Below are 14,778 nucleotides of genomic sequence, written 5' to 3' on the forward strand. Positions count from 1 at the left end.
AGGTTAAGAATAATAATTAAAAGGTAATTCAACCCGTTTGCACTTGATCGTACGAATAGTGATACGATTCCTTTTTTGCCCGAATAAGTAAGAAAAACAATGTCAACGGGCCAATTCGTCCCAAGAACATGACAACACAAAGTATGACTTTGCCTGCGGAACTTAAATCATCTGTAATGCCCATGGACAATCCTACCGTACCAAAAGCAGAAATGGTTTCAAACAAGACAGGTAGGAAAGGTATACTTTCTGTAATGGATAATAAAAATAAAGCGGTGAAAACTACACAAGAGCTTACCGCAGCAATCGCCATGGAACGAACAATTAACTCTGCTTTAATTGTTCGTTTGAAAATGTGTGGTTCTTTTATGCCTCTAAAATAAGAAAGTGTCGCTAATATAATAATCATAAATGTCGTCAATTTAATTCCCGATGCTGTAGAAGCGCTTCCTCCGCCGATAAACATTAGAAGAAGTGTAAGAAGCAATGAGGATTCTTCCATATTACCAACAGCCATCATATTGAAGCCGGCTGTTCTTGGCGTGACGGCTTGGAAGTAAGAAGTCCACACTTTATCTATAAAGCTCAGATCCGCAATGGTTTTTTCATTGTGAAATTCTAGTATAAGCAAAAACAACGTAGCAATCGCATTCAAGATCAATGTGCCATAAACCATCATTTTAGTATGTAAAGCCCATTGTCGTATAGAACGCTTATGCCAAATATCCACTACTACTATAAAGCCAATACCGCCAATAACAAATAAACTAGATAAGATCAGGATGACGGCGGAATTTCCAGCGAACGATTCTAGGTTATCTGGAAAAATGGAAAAGCCGGCGTTATTAAATGCGGATATTACATGAAACAAACTATAATAAAGGCCGTGCTTCCATCCAAATTCAGGAACCCAGAAAAATGACAGTGCAATAAATGCAATACCTTCCGCTATGAAAACGAACAAAAGTATTTCACGCAGGAATTTAATCGTGCCACCAATCGATTGGTAGTTGAACGATTCCTGAATAAATATGCGATTTTTCATTCCAACTTTTCTTCCAAGAATCATCAGCATAGCCACAGCAAATGCCATAAATCCCACTCCACCAATTTGGATCAGAAAAAGTACAATCAGCTCACCAAATAAAGTCAGTGTAGTGTTTATATCAAATACACTAAGACCGGTAACAGTCGTTGCCGAAGTGGCGGTGAAAAAAGCGTCTGTCCAGCTAATTGGTGTATACGTCGCGAAAGGTAATTTCAGAAGCAAAGTCCCTACTACAATAGTAATTGCAAAAGACAAAGCAATCAGTGCGGGTGGAGAAATAGTCCGTCGGCGCTTTGAAATAGTTGTCATATGTTGCTCATCTCCCGTATATCGAATGCAAAATGGCTTGTAGTATGTATCGGTTAAAGAGTAGTTATATGAATAAACCACAAAAAGACTTGTGGCTTCTTCAATATAGCAACAAGTCTTTATTTTATGTTCACCGAATATTGTGATATGGTAGTGGACAAGGGAGTGAATGTAAATGAGCAAATGTACAATTGATCACACGCAGCAGGATGTTGTGCAAAAGTTAAATGAACAACAAACATTCATGCCGCAAGAGCTAGTGGAAAGTGGTAATGTATTTTTGAATAGGCAATTGAGTCAGGAAACGTTGAACGAGGTATTTCATCTATTGAAAAAGTATGACTTGGCAACGGAAGTAGAACGTGCAGAACGTGATAGTAAGATGCAACAGTTATTTTTGTAAGCATGAAACAGACTCTATATGATAAGTAATTACTGTACATCACTTTGTAAAAGGGAGATCGCAGATTCAAGTAACTGAATATCTTCTAAGATAAAAGTTTTGATATCGGCGGGTGCAGTATCGTACTCGTCACTGAGTAGTTCAAGCTCTCGGATGAAGATAGAACTTTCTTTATAGTTGGTCATGATAGCAACCCTCCTCATAAGTCAATTTACCCGTAGTGACAGGGTTTTAAACAGGAATGCAAGTTAATATTTCATTTGTGTGACATTTCGCTGACTGACTAACTGTAGGTGAATTGGTGACCAAGTTAGCAAAAAATCCTTGGTACGAATACGTCCGATAGACAGCAAGTTTTCAATTTCTTCTTCATTCATATCGAATTGAGTTGCACTGTAATCTTCTACTGGAATGAAGATTATATTCTTCTCTTGATCACGTGAGATATACTTTTCATCATGCGCATTTTTCATTGTAGCAAACAACGCTTCGAATAATTGCAGAGCATTACGAATAGAGCGTCCAGGTACTTCGCTTTGATCTCTACTTAACTTGAGACCAATTACTGGTCGTTTTACGGACACCGTATCTTCATCGAAAATCCACATCGGGAAATTACTTAGTATTCCACCATCGACAACAATCGTTCCTTTCTGGGCTATCAGGCGCACTGGTTCAAAAAAGTATGGAATACCACAACTCATGCGAAGAGCTTTTGCAATTGAAAAACCATCGGGATCGTATCCATATTGCTCTAAATCATCAGGCAAGACCATCATTTTACCGTTCGTTAAGTCTGATGCTACTAATTTCAATGAGCCTTTAGGTAGATCACCAAACGTGTAACAACCTTTTCGGGCTAGCTTATCAAAAAACCAATCCTCTAATGCTTTCCCTTGATATAAACCCATTCTCCAATAAAGCGATAACCACTTCATAAATGGAAATGATAGCAGAGACTTTCTTGGATCCAGCAAATCTTGAAAATTCTCTTCGGCCAACATGACTTCAATTTCATTAGCTGTATAGCCTGCTGCCAAAAAGCTTGCTACAATAGCACCGGCACTAGTTCCAGCTACATTTTCAAAATGATATCCTTGTTCCTCTAACTCTTGAACCGCACCTACTAACGCAAAACCCTTTAATCCACCACCTGAAAACACTCCATTTATTCGCATGTGATCCCTACTTTCATTTTTATAAGTCTTATACTGTAAGGTCTTAACTGAAGAAATAGAACGATTTTCATATGTAAATGTATGAAAAGTCTCATTCGGTGAACTATAATAAGGAATCTATACAAACATGTACTGGATTCGATTATAGATTGTTGGAGGAGGTGTGCAACATGAGTACATTTATGCGAATTGCACTAGCGTTAGTCATTATTGGTGCCCTTAACTGGGGATTGATCGGATTTTTCAACTTTGATTTGGTTGCCAGTGTATTTGGAGGACAAAACACGATTCTTGCTAAGATTGTTTATGCCATTGTGGGACTAAGCGGATTAGCTACAATTGGACTTTTAGTTAAATCGAATGAAGAAATGGTTGTTGATGTGGATGAGAAAGTAGAACCTCATAAACAGTTTGACCGAATTCGAAATGTGAATTACAACACAGAATTTGGAGAAGAGCTTGATTTGAAGGGAAAGCGTAAAAAAGTGGATCGGTCGCTTGAGGATCCCAAAGAATAATAAAAGAGGCGTTCTCGTTGCTATAACGGGAACACCTCTTTTTTATGTTTTTACAAATAGTAGAGTCTAGTAAATGATGTCTTTCGATCGTCTGTGGTAAGGTAAAAAGAAAAAACCTGTAAAAAGGAGGATCTTATGACCGAACCGGATGATGTACAACTCTATTATCAAACAGTTGCTCATAATCGGCATTCATTTGAGCAATTATATGACCGTTATGAAAAATTGGTTTTTTCATTTGCTTATCGAATGACCAATAACCGCACTATGGCGGAGGAAGTAACGCAAGATGTCTTTTTAAAGTTGTGGAATGGAACGAACCACTATACTGAAGACAAAGGAAAATTTTCTTCTTGGCTACTGACCGTGACACGAAATAAATCGATAGATGAGCTTCGTAAATCTAAACGCCATGAGTATGAACCGATGTTGGACAAAGATTCATTGACTGAAGAGACCGTATCCACAGAAGTTACAGCTGAATGGAATGAACGGCGTGAAGTGATTCGTACAGCAATTGCGGAGCTACGCGCAGAGCAACGAGAAATTATTGACTTGTTTTACTTTAAGGGCTTCAGCCAAAGTAAAATTGCCGAACACTGTAAGCTTCCACTTGGAACGGTAAAAGGTAGGATTCGGCTAGCATTAAAGCATTTAAAAGGAATTATTGGTCAGGAAGGAGGGGTGTCAAATGAATGAATCATGTCATATGCTGATTGACTATTTCAATCGTACCCTGACTGAAGACGAGATGAGACAATTTGAAAATCATTTGATTGAGTGCCCGTCCTGTCAAGAAGAGTTAATGGAGTGGGAGATGTTAACAGAAGATCTACCCTATGAGTCAGAAGCGATAGAAGTACCGACAAATTTAAAAACGCGTATATTTGCTTCACTTCCTGACATCCCAGAACAAGCTAAAGTGGTATCGATGCCGACTAAAGAAAAAAGTCGTCGGCGTATGGGTCCTGTGACATCCGTACTGGCTGCGGGGTTATTTGCTTCACTCGTTGCGAATGCTTTCTTATTTTCAGAAACACAAAAGCAACCTGAAATAGCGCAGAGTGAAATCCAGTTGATTGGTCAAAGTATACTGGCACCACAAGAAGGTACAAGTGCATCCGCAGTCGCAATGTTAATAGCAGATGGCAATCAAAATATATTGCTACTCGACGCCAAAGATTTACCAACGCTCTCTAAAGATGAACTATATCAAGTCTGGGTGATAGAAGGTGATCAGCCGTATCCTGCGGGAATTGTTCAGCCGAATGAAACCGGTACAGGAACTGTTAGCCATCCGCTCACAGATCTTTCGGGAACATGGGATACTGTTGCGATCACGGTAGAGAAAGAACCGAACCTCTCAGCGCCAGAAGGCCAGATTATTTTGGCCGGTGGAATATAGTAGAAGTACAGCCTGAACCTTCATGCAAAGTGATGGGTTCAGGCTTTTTCATGCTGTATTCAACGTTGTATTTATGGTTTTTTAAAAAACTTTTAAGAAAAAGTGATCCGTTTTGATATTCGTTGCGTTAGCTGTATAACAAAAACGAATAAGGGAGCAATTGATTATGAAATTCAAAAAAACTTGGGCAGCTATTCCATTGAGTGTGTCACTACTATTTCCAACAGGAGCGATTCTGACAAACGCAGCAGAACACGAACACGGAGGAAAAGCATCTGAAGCCGTATCGAATAAAGCAGTAGATTTACGAGCAACACTCGACAGCATTCTTTCAGAGCATGCCTACTTGGCGGTTATTACTATGCAAAAAGGTTTGGATGGTGCCGCCGACTTTGAAGCAGCCGCGGGACAACTTGGAGAAAATACGGATGAATTGTCGAAAGCAGTAGGTTCCGTTTACGGCGACAAAGCAGGTGAGCAATTCAAAGAAATCTGGAGCAGCCATATAGGCTATTTCGTCAACTATGTTACGGCAACAGCTGAGAAAGATGAAGAAGGCAGAAAGAAAGCGCTTAAAGATCTAGACGGATACCGTGTCACTCAGGCAGACTTCTTGGCTGTCGCTACGGAAAATCGTCTAAAGGCGTCAGATCTAGAAGAAGGCTTGAAAATGCACGTCGATCAGTTGATCTGGGCATTCGATAACTATGGAGCAGCAGATTACGATAAGGCATATGAAAGTCTAAAAGAGTCTATGCATCACATGTTCGGAACGGGAAAAGGTCTATCATGGGCGATCACTGACCAATTCCCTGAGAAATTCGACAATCTATCCGTAGACACGAAAGCTGCAGATTTACGCGAATCACTAAACAATGAATTTTCAACACATGCAGCGTTGGCGATACTTGCTATGCAAAAGGGAATTGACGGTGCGAAAGACTTTGACGCAGCTGCAGCTATTTTAAACACCAATACAGAAGATCTAACGAAATCTGTGGAATCGGTATACGGTGCTGAAGGGGCAAAACAGTTCAATGAAATCTGGAGCAGTCATATTGGCTACTTTGTGGATTATGTACAAGCAACAGCGAAAGAAGATAAAGCAGGACAAGACAAGGCCATGGCAGATTTGGATGCCTACCGTGTAACACAAGCAGCATTTTTGGATACGGCAACGGAAGGTCGATTGAAAGCCGCAGATCTCGAAGAAGGTTTGAAGATGCACGTCGATCAATTACTAATGGCATTCGATAGCTATGTAGATGAGGACTACGAAGCAACATATGACAATATTCACGAAGCATACAGTCATATGTTTGGTGTAGGAACCGCATTATCTGGTGCGATTGTTGACCAGTTCCCAGATCAGTTTGCTTCTGCAATGCCTGCTGACATGCCGAAAACAGGAATGGGCGGAATGAGTCAAGAAACGGATTATACGGTGCTATGGGTCACATTAAGCATGATCTTCATCGCAGGCACATCTCTAGTCTTGATTCGTAGAAAAACAGCAGCACAGCAATAAAAGAATACACTACTTTTTTAGGAAGGAGCCGTGTAGATGATGAAACTATATATACAAGTACTCATTGGTGCAATGCTGTTGGCTGGTTGTACACAGCCCGAGGCCAAGCCACAAGAGAAAGTTGTGAAGGCTTCTTCCTCTATAGAAGTAGCTGAGGTGGAAGATATGCCGATTGTTCCCTTACGTACAGCGGAGGAATTTTCATTAGAAGATAAACGGGTTGGGATCGAGCCGAAAGTAATTGAAATTCCTTCACTCGACGTGAAGGCTCCAATCGAAGAAGTCGGGCGTTTGGATAATGGTCAGATGGGAGTCCCACAAGACCCTGATCAGGCAGGCTGGTTTTCACCGGGTACAAAGCCTGGCGGTAGGGGGAGTGCAGTTATTGCGGGACATGTAGATTCAAAGACGGGCCCAGCCATATTTTATGAATTGGATAAGATGAAAATTGGCGATGAAGTCTTGATACATGGCGAAGACGGGGAAATGTTACGTTTCGCAGTAGTAAAGAAGGTCGCATATCCACGTACTGATGCACCAGTTGATGAGATATTTGGCTTCACGTATGGCAGTGGATTGAATTTAATCACGTGTACAGGATCGTGGGATCGTAAAGCGAAAACACATGATGATCGACTCGTTGTCTATACTGAATTAGTAGAAGGAGCAGAATAAATAAAGTGAGGTGCCTAGTAAGAATAGGCATCTTTTTTATGCAGAAAAATAAATAAAAAGTGCCGTGAACTTTTTAGCTGTTGTAGAGTCTAATGTATAAGAAGCTAGAAGAAGAGGTGATAGTCCAATGAAGGTTAATGAAAAAGAGTTGCATAGAAAAGCAATAGCCGGCGATGATGACGCGTTTCTGGCTGTGATGCAACTATATAAGGAACCGCTTCTGCGGACAGCCTTGGCTTTTCTGCGAAATGAAAATGACGCGATCGAAGCACTACAGGAAGTAACGTATCGCGCATATAAAAAAATTGCGACAGTGAAAGATTCGAATTATCTCAAGACGTGGCTCATTCGGATTATGATGAATTACTGCCAAGATCAGTTAAAACTACGTAAACGATTTACTGTAGACGCCAGTGGATTGGAGACTGTATCCGCAGAGGATATTTCGTATCTTGAAATGAGGGAAGCGTTAGCTACGTTATCTAATGAAGAGCAACGATTAATTTATTTAAAATATTTTCAGGAAGTGAAAATTAAAGATATTGCACAATCGGAAAATATTCCAGAGGGCACAGTGAAGTCTAGGCTTCATAAGACGATGCATACGCTGAGGTCATACTTTGAAGATAAAGGGGGTAGTGATCATGTATGAGACAGAAGAAGAGCAGTTGAAGCGACTGAAAGACCGTTTGGATCAACAGCAACTACCTTTATCTGAAGCTGATCAAGCGATCCGTCAAGGCATGGAAAGGGCGCGGCAAGAAAAGCGAGAGAGTAGAAGGAGACGAAAGAGATTCTTCGGAAGTGTAGCGGTTGTAGCATTGTTGCTTCTGACATTCATTACGTCTATTCGCGTATCTCCTGTCTTCGCCAATGCAGTAGCTTCCATTCCAGGTCTGGAAAAGTTCGTGGAATTGATTGCGATGGATAAAGGGCTCGATGCGGCGATTCAAAACGACTATTATCAAGAAATCGGAGCGACTCAAACGATTGACGACAAAACACTGACGGTAGATGGCGTCATTTTAGATGAGTCGGGAATTAATATTTTCTATACAATTGCATCCGATCATTCATTGAAAGGCTTACGAGTCGACTATATCAATTTACAAGCGGAAGGAATTTCCGAAGGTAGCTTTTCTTATGGGAATATGATGGATGAAGGAGAGAATTATACGTACAAAGATCGTATAGATTATCAGTTTGGTGAACAATATACTTCGCACAATCAGTCATTTGATTTGGAAGTAGCCATCAAATTGAAAGGCGAAGTAACGGTGTTTACTGTACCGTTTACGGTGCCTGAACAAGTTAAGCCAAGTGAGGTTTATTCAATAGATAAAGAAGTAGAAATCAAAGGACAGAAATTTCGGATTGAAAACATCACGATCTCCCCATTACGAGTAGGTGTAAAAGTTTCTATTGATCCAGATAATACGATGAAAATTTTACAATTCGAGGATATGCGATTGGAAGATGAAAAAGGCGAGGTGTGGGGATCTATTCGAAACGGTACGACAGCGTTCGGTGGGGAGGATGGGAAGTCTACGTATTTCCTGCAAAGCAATTATTTCTCAAAACCCGAAAAACTGTATTTGCGCATCAATAAAGTGCAGGCATTACGAGCAGAGGATGCCTTTGCGGAAGTGAACACGGAAACGGGTGAATGGATCAATCAGCCAGAAGATCAAAAGATTCAGTTGTTAGAATCCACTAAACATCATGCTGAATTCATCATGAATCATACGGGTGATGAGGAGTTTCCGTTTTTCTTTATTGGATCTGCGGTTGATGCAAACGGGAAAGAGGTGGAAACCCCTTCAACAGGTAAATATGGTGATGGGGAAGCAACACATTGGGATTTGAACTTTGATCGGACCGATTATGTAAATCCATTGAAGCTAGAATTATTTGCTTACCCGAATTATCTTGAAGGTGATATTAAATTAGAGTTAAAATAAAAATGCAGTGGGGATAGTCTCCTCACTGCACTTTTAGGTTGTTCGTTTAATAAAACTGACATGACGGCCTGCCTGCTTGTCTTGGCGATAAGAGAAGCCGTGTGGACTCCGATACGTACAAGTACGATCGATCGTAATGTGAGCATCGGGTATCCCTGCTAGCTCACATTGTTTTTTCACGATCAGTTGATTATCGATGTGATACTTTTTTGTATCCTGATTATAAGAAATCCACTCGTCGGCATAGCGAAGCTCGTGGAATTTTTTATAGACATCCTCATCCACTTCAAATTTCTCTTGACTAAGTGCTGCACCAATTTGGACATGAATATGACTCATATCACAGTTTTCATAATGCTGTAAGTGGCGGAATAACTTCAAAGTAATTTCTTTCACAGTGCCTTGCCATCCTGAATGAATGGCTCCAATCAATGTGCTATCGTCACTGTAAAATAAGACAGGCACGCAATCTGCCGTTAAGCTACAAAGTACAATATTGGGTTCAAAGGTATACAGTGCATCGGTGTCAGCTATTGCCGTGTCTTGCCGCAACGCACCTTTCCCTCGATCTTGAGTTGTCACTTTATGAAAGTTTGCGCTATGTGTTTGATTGGCAAATACGAAGTCTTTCACTCCACACTGCAAATCACGAGCCAATTGTTGACGATTATGCAGTACGTCTTCCTTGGAAATACATGCGTGCAAGGCAGTGTTGTTAGACTCGGGTTCACTACAGTCTTTCATCGTCATGCCAAGTAGTAAATTGTCATGTCCTTGATAGATGACAGTTTTCATAATTCTTGATCCGCATTCAGCAATAGTTCGGTTAATATTTGTGCGCCATAAATTAAGGCATCGGTATTGAACGACATCTGCGGATGATGCAAGCCTGGTTTCAAATCACAACCAAGTCCAATCATCGTGGCGGGAATATCAGGTGTTTTCCATGTGTAGAAGTGAAAATCTTCTGCGCCTTGAGAAATACAAGGACCCTCTACATTTTCTTCTCCCAGTACAGAACCAATTGCTTGCTGGGCTAGTCGTACAGCCGTTGCATTTTCTGTAGCGGCAGGGGAATAGCCCTCTTCTTCATATATAATCTCCGTCTCTGTCAACGCGGCAGTGTGTTGGATGATGTGGCGAGCTTTTGCCAGTAAAGAATCCATTGTGTCATTCGTTTCGGCACGAACATCGAGCGTAAATCGCGCACTGGCTGGTATAGAGTTGCTCGTCTCGCCGCCGTGCAACTCTGTCATTTTGATAGAAAACTTTTTATTCCCAAGTAATCTAATTTGACGCAGTGACTGGATGAGAGAACTCGCTGCTTCAATCGGATTATTGCCTTCTTCAGGTCTCGCCGCATGCGCTGGTGTGCCCGTAATCGTTCCTACAATGGTCGCTGATGAGCCATGCAAGATTACGGGTGCTGATTTACCGAAAGGAACTTCCGTGTGAGGACGCACGTGCAAGCCGCCTAGGAACAATACATCATCGAGCACGCCTTCTTTCATCATTTGCAACGCGCCTTCTGCTAACTCTTCTGCTGGCTGGAAAATGAAGCGGATCGTATGATGTAAATTCTCTTCAATTTCTTTTAAAGCGAGTGCCGTATATAGAGTCATCGTACTATGTGCGTCGTGTCCGCAAGAATGGTTAGCTATCACTTCACCATTGACTTCCTGCACTAATGCATCCATATCAGCGCGCAATGCGATAACTCCTTCCTTTTTACCAGCGATCTCCGCAATAAATCCGTGATGCCCTGTATACGTAGTAATAGTCAATCCTGCAGACGAAAGCTTATCTTGTAAATATCGGGATGTCTGCTGTTCTTGCCAGCTAGGTTCAGCGATTGCGTGTAGTTCTTTATAGGTTTGTAGGAGTTGATTCTTATGCTGTTCAATGTAGGTTATTGGGTTAGTCATTTGATTTGCCTCTCTTCCATAAAGGTAGTTATCTTAAAAGTAAAACATACCAACTAGAAAATCACAAAAAAATAATAGTAAATCATCATAAATAAATTGACTTTTCAAAACACTTACTCGAGAATAGTAAAGTAATACGAAGCTTATCAACTAAAGGAGGAAGGGGGGTGAAACGCTTAGTAATTGCAATGAGTATGTTAGTAGGTTAAATCCACACAGGCGATTATTCATATACAAGTTACATTCGATGAAAATGAAAAATAGAGTTGTGTAAGAAAACACAAGAAATATTTCGCGAAGATACAACACGGATTCCGTTAGTACACATGAAGCCATCTATTAGTTTTCCTAAGTAAAGCCTTTTTATAAGCATGTATAAAAAAAGTTGTAATTGCATAAGTGTATAAAAAACGTGGTACTGTAAGGTTTTGCTTATACTGTATACTGATTTCATCAAATAAATAGTGCATATGTGTTTGATTTTCATCTGTTTTTACAGTATAGTGTAAACCTGCTTGTGCAATTCATCTATTAAGGGGGAACTATGAAGAAAATTTCAAAAGTATTTTACATTACTATTGTGTTAATCGTAATAGCGGTTGGCTATGGAGTAATAAATCCAGTCCATTTCGAGGAAATTACGTCAGCTGGTAAAGCTTTCGTAGCATCTACTTTTGGTTGGTACTACATGTTGATCATGACAGCGCTATTGTTGCTTAGTTATTTATGATATTCAGCCCCTACGGTAAAATCCGGTTGGGAAAAGATACAGATCGTCCGCAATTCTCTACCATTACATGGATAGCGATGCTATTCTCGGCTGGGATGGGAATCGGACTAGTGTTTTATGGTGCCGCAGAACCTTTATCCCACTATGCAGTACCTGCAACTGAGGAAGCACTCACACCAGCTGCTTTTAAAGAGTCCATGCGGAAAACATTTTTACACTACGGTCTACACATCTGGGCTCTGTATGGAATGGTCGCTTTGGCTTTGGCATACTTCCAGTTTAGAAAAGGTGAACCGGGCCTAATTTCGGCAACATTGAAGCCGATCTTTGGAGAAAAAGTAAAAGGTCCTTTAGGGACTGTCATTGATGTACTTGCAGTATTTGCAACAGCATTCGGTGTAGCAACATCACTCGGATTGGGTGCCGTTCAAATTAACGCAGGCTTGGATTACTTATTTGGTTTCACGATAGGTATCCAGTCACAAATTATCATCGTAACCGTCGTGACCGTTCTATTTATCGGATCAGCTTGGTCAGGATTAAGTAGAGGAATACGCTATTTGTCCAATATCAACTTAATGCTAGCGGTAGCACTTTTAGGATTAATCCTAATTCTTGGACCTACTTTACTCATCCTAAATATGTTCACTGATACTGTGGGTGGCTATTTTACACATCTCATCGACATGAGTATGGGTACGGCTCCACTTAACGGCGAAAATCGTGGATGGTTAGATGGATGGACAATCTTCTACTGGGCTTGGTGGATTTCTTGGTCTCCATTTGTCAGTATGTTCATTGCGCGTGTTTCTAAAGGACGTACGATTCGTGAATTTATGGCAGGTGTCTTGCTTGTTCCTTCATTCTTCGGATTCCTATGGTTCTCTACATTTGGTACAACGGCAATTGAAATGCAGAACAATGGAGTAGCAGATTTGGCGTCATTGGATATGGAAGTTGTCGCATTCGAAATGTTTAATGCCATGCCATTTTCATTAATTTTATCACTGTTTGCAATTCTTCTAGTTACGTCGTTCTTTATCACATCGGCTGACTCAGCGACTTACGTGTTAGGTATGCAGTCGACGTATGGTTCGTTGACGCCACCAAACTCCGTGAAGGTTATCTGGGGTGTTATTGTTTCGACAATCGCATTGATTTTGCTTTATGCAGGTGGACTTCTTGCTTTGCAGAATACGATTATCATAGCGGCATTGCCGTTCTCGTTCGTCATTTTATTGATGATGTATGCGTTGTTCAAGTCAATGAATGAAGAGTTATACAAAATGAAATAAAAAGTGAGGAACATGCGAGTTTGACTGCATGTTCCTTTTTTGTTTAGATTGTACGTTCGAGGATGTGGTAAGGCATCGTTTCGCTGCGTTTATATCCTGTTTTTTCATTTCTTAAGCAATTGCACGTTGAGAATGTTAAAATAGCATATACAGATTTTGTTGAAACAATTGAAAAGGAATAGGTGTACAGTATGAGTTTATTAACAGTAAAAAATATTAGTCACGGTTTTGGTGATCGTGCCATTTTTGACGATGTTTCATTTCGTTTATTATCGGGTGAACATATAGGATTAGTTGGTGCAAATGGAGAAGGAAAATCTACATTCATGAACATTATTACGCATAAGTTGGAACCGGATGCAGGAACGGTGACGTGGTCGAAGCGTGTGCGTATCGGCTATTTGGATCAGCATGCCGTTTTGAAGCAAGGGATGTCCATACGTGATGTGCTGCGTACAGCGTTTCAGTATTTATATGATATGGAGACGGAAATGAACGGTCTTTTTGCGAAGATGGGTGAAGTAGAGCCAGATGAACTGGAAGGTTTGCTTGAAGAGACTGGACAAATTCAAGACTCATTGGAGCAAAGTGGTTTTTATATGATTGACGCCAAGGTGGAAGAAGTGGCAAATGGACTTGGATTGAACGAGTTTGGATTGGATACTGACGTAAACGCTTTGAGCGGGGGGCAGCGTACAAAAGTATTACTAGCAAAATTGTTACTTGAAAAACCTGATATCCTATTGCTTGATGAGCCAACGAACTATTTGGACGTAGAGCATATTGAATGGTTGCGTACGTACTTACAAGAGTATCCTGGTGCATTCATTTTGATTTCTCACGATATTCCGTTCTTGAATAGTGTCATCAACTTGATCTATCATATGGAAAATCAACAGGTTACTCGTTATCCAGGAGATTACGACGAGTTTTTGCGTGTGCATGAAATGAGACAGCAACAAGTCGAAGCGGCTTATAAGAAGCAACAGAAGGAAATCTCTCATCTGAAAGATTTTGTAGCCCGTAATAAAGCCAATGCTGCAACTAGCCGGATGGCAACGTCAAGACAGAAGAAGCTAGATAAGATGGATATCATTGAGTTAGATTCAGAAAAGCCGAAACCTCATTTTGATTTTAAAACGGCAAGAACACCCGGAAAATACTTGTTTGAAACGAAAGATTTGGTTATTGGATATGATGATCCTTTATCCAAACCGTTGAATCTTAGCATGGAACGTGGACAGAAGATTGCATTGGCAGGGGCTAATGGTATCGGTAAGACCACATTGCTAAAAAGTATTCTCGGGGAAATAAAAGCTCTATCAGGTAAAGTAGAGCAGGGCGAGCATCTCTCGATCGGATACTTCGAACAAGAAATGAAAGCCGATACGGATAACACCTGTCTAGAAGAGATTTGGAGTGAGTTCCCACATCTTGCTCAATATGAAGTTCGTTCGGCTTTAGCGCGTGTTGGATTAACGACAAAGCATATTGAAAGTAAAGTGAAAGTACTGAGTGGGGGAGAACGTGCGAAAGTGCGTCTTTGCAAACTAGTAAATAGTGAAACGAATTTATTAGTTTTGGATGAGCCGACTAATCACTTGGATTACGATGCAAAAGAAGAACTAAAACGTGCATTGAAAGAATACAAAGGAAGTATCCTGCTGATTTCACATGAGCCGGACTTTTATGAAGGTATCGTATCTACTATATGGAACGGGGAAACTTGGACTACGAAGATGTTCTAAGCAAACCAATTTGTTCCACGTGAAACAAAAACTCCAGCCGATTATTTGGCTGGAG

General features: G+C 40.7%; 14 protein-coding genes and 1 pseudogene. 10 read left to right on the forward strand and 5 right to left on the reverse strand.

The genetic code is table 11. From position 1 onward, the window contains the following. Positions 1-28: 28 nt before the first annotated feature. Positions 29-1,357 (reverse strand): TrkH family potassium uptake protein, encoded by a 1,329-nt coding sequence (locus tag CSV69_RS09730; RefSeq protein ID WP_099693290.1) that lies wholly within the window; start codon positions 1,355-1,357, stop codon positions 29-31. A 175-nt stretch (positions 1,358-1,532) separates the two neighbouring features. Between CSV69_RS09730 and CSV69_RS09735 the strand changes: the two genes are divergently transcribed. Then, positions 1,533-1,760, forward strand: a complete 228-nt coding sequence (locus tag CSV69_RS09735; protein ID WP_099693291.1) for a group-specific protein — start codon at positions 1,533-1,535, stop codon at positions 1,758-1,760. A 29-nt stretch (positions 1,761-1,789) separates the two neighbouring features. Here CSV69_RS09735 and CSV69_RS16810 read toward each other — a convergent pair whose 3' ends face one another. Both CSV69_RS16810 and CSV69_RS09740 read right to left on the reverse strand, forming a co-directional pair. Then, positions 1,790-1,945 (reverse strand): hypothetical protein, encoded by a 156-nt coding sequence (locus tag CSV69_RS16810; protein ID WP_157129956.1) that lies wholly within the window; start codon positions 1,943-1,945, stop codon positions 1,790-1,792. A gap of 63 nt (positions 1,946-2,008) precedes the next feature. Then, the gene (locus tag CSV69_RS09740) at positions 2,009-2,938 is read right to left on the reverse strand and encodes a patatin-like phospholipase family protein (RefSeq protein ID WP_099693292.1); all 930 of its coding nucleotides are present in this window, start codon (positions 2,936-2,938) and stop codon (positions 2,009-2,011) included. Between the two features lie 170 nt (positions 2,939-3,108). Between CSV69_RS09740 and CSV69_RS09745 the strand changes: the two genes are divergently transcribed. The 7 genes from CSV69_RS09745 (at position 3,109) to CSV69_RS09775 (ending at position 9,025) form a co-directional block, all read left to right on the forward strand. Next, the gene (locus CSV69_RS09745) at positions 3,109-3,456 is read left to right on the forward strand and encodes a DUF378 domain-containing protein (protein WP_085427632.1); all 348 of its coding nucleotides are present in this window, start codon (positions 3,109-3,111) and stop codon (positions 3,454-3,456) included. Between the two features lie 135 nt (positions 3,457-3,591). Continuing rightward, a complete protein-coding gene (locus CSV69_RS09750; protein ID WP_099693293.1) occupies positions 3,592-4,155 on the forward strand; it encodes an RNA polymerase sigma factor in 564 nt (187 codons plus the stop codon). Next, positions 4,148-4,861 (forward strand): anti-sigma factor, encoded by a 714-nt coding sequence (locus tag CSV69_RS09755; protein ID WP_099693322.1) that lies wholly within the window; start codon positions 4,148-4,150, stop codon positions 4,859-4,861. Before CSV69_RS09750 ends, CSV69_RS09755 begins: the two co-directional genes overlap by 8 nt. A gap of 166 nt (positions 4,862-5,027) precedes the next feature. Further along, positions 5,028-6,389, forward strand: a complete 1,362-nt coding sequence (locus CSV69_RS09760; protein WP_099693294.1) for a copper amine oxidase — start codon at positions 5,028-5,030, stop codon at positions 6,387-6,389. 36 nt (positions 6,390-6,425) lie between these two features. After that, positions 6,426-7,064 (forward strand): class F sortase, encoded by a 639-nt coding sequence (locus CSV69_RS09765; RefSeq protein ID WP_099693295.1) that lies wholly within the window; start codon positions 6,426-6,428, stop codon positions 7,062-7,064. A 127-nt stretch (positions 7,065-7,191) separates the two neighbouring features. Further along, positions 7,192-7,716 carry an RNA polymerase sigma factor gene (locus tag CSV69_RS09770; protein WP_099624903.1) on the forward strand — a complete coding sequence of 175 codons (525 nt, stop codon included), beginning with the start codon at positions 7,192-7,194 and terminating at the stop codon, positions 7,714-7,716. Next, positions 7,709-9,025 (forward strand): DUF4179 domain-containing protein, encoded by a 1,317-nt coding sequence (locus CSV69_RS09775; RefSeq protein WP_099693296.1) that lies wholly within the window; start codon positions 7,709-7,711, stop codon positions 9,023-9,025. The genes CSV69_RS09770 and CSV69_RS09775 overlap by 8 nt, the downstream gene beginning before the upstream one ends. A gap of 33 nt (positions 9,026-9,058) precedes the next feature. Here the strand turns inward: CSV69_RS09775 and pgeF are convergent, their stop codons facing one another. Both pgeF and CSV69_RS09785 read right to left on the reverse strand, forming a co-directional pair. Further along, positions 9,059-9,820 (reverse strand): peptidoglycan editing factor PgeF, encoded by a 762-nt coding sequence (gene pgeF, locus CSV69_RS09780; RefSeq protein ID WP_099693297.1) that lies wholly within the window; start codon positions 9,818-9,820, stop codon positions 9,059-9,061. Next, entirely contained in the window at positions 9,817-10,950 is a 1,134-nt protein-coding gene (locus CSV69_RS09785) for an amidohydrolase (RefSeq protein ID WP_099693298.1), read from the reverse strand. The genes pgeF and CSV69_RS09785 overlap by 4 nt, the downstream gene beginning before the upstream one ends. A 544-nt stretch (positions 10,951-11,494) precedes the next feature. Here CSV69_RS09785 and CSV69_RS09790 point away from each other — a divergent pair. Then, positions 11,495-12,975: pseudogene (locus CSV69_RS09790) on the forward strand (BCCT family transporter). A 191-nt stretch (positions 12,976-13,166) separates the two neighbouring features. Further along, on the forward strand, positions 13,167-14,723 hold the full coding sequence (locus CSV69_RS09795) for an ABC-F family ATP-binding cassette domain-containing protein (protein WP_099624900.1): 1,557 nt from the start codon (positions 13,167-13,169) through the stop codon (positions 14,721-14,723). The last annotated feature ends 55 nt before the right edge of the window (positions 14,724-14,778 follow it).

This window comes from Sporosarcina sp. P26b (assembly GCF_002743245.1).
In the GTDB taxonomy this organism is placed as follows: domain Bacteria; phylum Bacillota; class Bacilli; order Bacillales_A; family Planococcaceae; genus Sporosarcina; species Sporosarcina ureae_C.

Excerpts from the sequence above, each read along its gene's own strand:
- CSV69_RS09730 (WP_099693290.1), bottom strand. The coding sequence starts at position 1,357 with ATGACAACTATTTCAAAGCGCCGACGGACTATTTCTCCACCCGCACTG.
- CSV69_RS09735 (WP_099693291.1), top strand. The coding sequence starts at position 1,533 with ATGAGCAAATGTACAATTGATCACACGCAGCAGGATGTTGTGCAAAAG.
- CSV69_RS16810 (WP_157129956.1), bottom strand. The coding sequence starts at position 1,945 with ATGACCAACTATAAAGAAAGTTCTATCTTCATCCGAGAGCTTGAACTA.
- CSV69_RS09740 (WP_099693292.1), bottom strand. The coding sequence starts at position 2,938 with ATGCGAATAAATGGAGTGTTTTCAGGTGGTGGATTAAAGGGTTTTGCG.
- CSV69_RS09745 (WP_085427632.1), top strand. The coding sequence starts at position 3,109 with ATGAGTACATTTATGCGAATTGCACTAGCGTTAGTCATTATTGGTGCC.
- CSV69_RS09750 (WP_099693293.1), top strand. The coding sequence starts at position 3,592 with ATGACCGAACCGGATGATGTACAACTCTATTATCAAACAGTTGCTCAT.
- CSV69_RS09755 (WP_099693322.1), top strand. The coding sequence starts at position 4,148 with ATGAATGAATCATGTCATATGCTGATTGACTATTTCAATCGTACCCTG.
- CSV69_RS09760 (WP_099693294.1), top strand. The coding sequence starts at position 5,028 with ATGAAATTCAAAAAAACTTGGGCAGCTATTCCATTGAGTGTGTCACTA.
- CSV69_RS09765 (WP_099693295.1), top strand. The coding sequence starts at position 6,426 with ATGATGAAACTATATATACAAGTACTCATTGGTGCAATGCTGTTGGCT.
- CSV69_RS09770 (WP_099624903.1), top strand. The coding sequence starts at position 7,192 with ATGAAGGTTAATGAAAAAGAGTTGCATAGAAAAGCAATAGCCGGCGAT.
- CSV69_RS09775 (WP_099693296.1), top strand. The coding sequence starts at position 7,709 with ATGTATGAGACAGAAGAAGAGCAGTTGAAGCGACTGAAAGACCGTTTG.
- pgeF (WP_099693297.1), bottom strand. The coding sequence starts at position 9,820 with ATGAAAACTGTCATCTATCAAGGACATGACAATTTACTACTTGGCATG.
- CSV69_RS09785 (WP_099693298.1), bottom strand. The coding sequence starts at position 10,950 with ATGACTAACCCAATAACCTACATTGAACAGCATAAGAATCAACTCCTA.
- CSV69_RS09795 (WP_099624900.1), top strand. The coding sequence starts at position 13,167 with ATGAGTTTATTAACAGTAAAAAATATTAGTCACGGTTTTGGTGATCGT.